2 rRNA genes are annotated in these 1300 nt (G+C 55.9%); both read right to left on the bottom strand.

From position 1 onward, the window contains the following. Window positions 1-1021: ribosomal RNA gene (locus tag AC29IT_RS28715) — 23S ribosomal RNA — on the bottom strand; the annotation flags it as partial. 225 nt (window positions 1022-1246) lie between these two features. Next, window positions 1247-1300, bottom strand: a 16S ribosomal RNA gene (locus AC29IT_RS28710); the annotation flags it as partial.

Genomic DNA, 1300 nt, shown 5'->3' with positions numbered 1-1300 from the left:
CTCTACCCAGGCGTATTCGGAGTTTAGCTGACGTCAGTAACCCATAAGGCCCATCAACCAACCAGTGCTCTACCCCACCCAGGAAACACACGACGCTGCACCTAAATGCATTTCGGGGAGAACCAGCTATCACGAAGTTTGATTGGCCTTTCACCCCTACCCACAACTCATCCCCCAGGTTTTCAACCCTGGTGGGTTCGGGCCTCCACACGGTCTTACCCGCGCTTCACCCTGGCCATGGGTAGATCACTCCGCTTCGGGTCTGCACCACGCGACTCCACGCCCTCTTCAGACTCGCTTTCGCTCCGGCTACCCCACAACAGGTTAACCTCGCCACGCAGCAGCAACTCGCAGGCTCATTCTTCAAAAGGCACGCCATCACACAACCCAAAAGATCATGCTCTGACGGATTGCAGGCACATGGTTTCAGGAACTATTTCACTCCCCTCCCGGGGTACTTTTCACCATTCCCTCACGGTACTATCCACTATCGGTCACCAGGCAGTATTTAGGCTTAGCGAGTGGTCCCGCCAGATTCACAGCGCCCTCCACGGAAACGCTGCTACTCGGGAACAAATCCACACGTACCGCATGTGCTTTCGCCTACGGGACTCTCACCCACTCCGGCCAGGCATCCCAACCTGTTCAACTAACACACACGACCACGCTGAAACGGTGACAGCCGCCTCCAGACAAGCCCCACAACCCCGAACACGCAACCCCTGTCAGGTATCCCACGCGCCCGGTTTAGCCTCTTCCGCTTTCGCTCGCCACTACTCACGGAATCACCAGTGTTTTCTCTTCCTACGGGTACTGAGATGTTTCACTTCCCCGCGTTCCCTCCCAACACCCTATACATTCAGGTGCAGGTGACCCGACATCACTCGGGCCGGGTTTCCCCATTCGGACATCCTCGGATCACAGCTCGGTTGACAGCTCCCCGAGGCATTTCGCAGCCTCCCACGTCCTTCATCGGCCCCTGGTACCAAGGCATCCACCATGTGCCCTACATAACTTGGCCACAAAGATGCTCGCATCCACTATACAGTTCTCAAACAACAACCGAAAAAACACACACAGTGTGCTCTCTCAGACACCCAACAGCGTGCACGATGACGAAAACTCCGAGCAGCATTTCCACTAAATCCTTGAGCACCCAGAGCAGAAGAACAGACGCCTTCTCAACCCCAGACACCCCACCAACACCAGCCGAAACCAGCATTCGCGGATGTGTATTGCTCCTTAGAAAGGAGGTGATCCAGCCGCACCTTCCGGTACGGCTACCTTGTTACGACTTCGT

The sequence above is a fragment of the Saccharopolyspora sp. MMCC62 genome (assembly GCF_057736575.1).
Note: the sequence above shows the minus strand (reverse complement) of the source record. Positions and strands in the feature narration are given on the sequence as shown.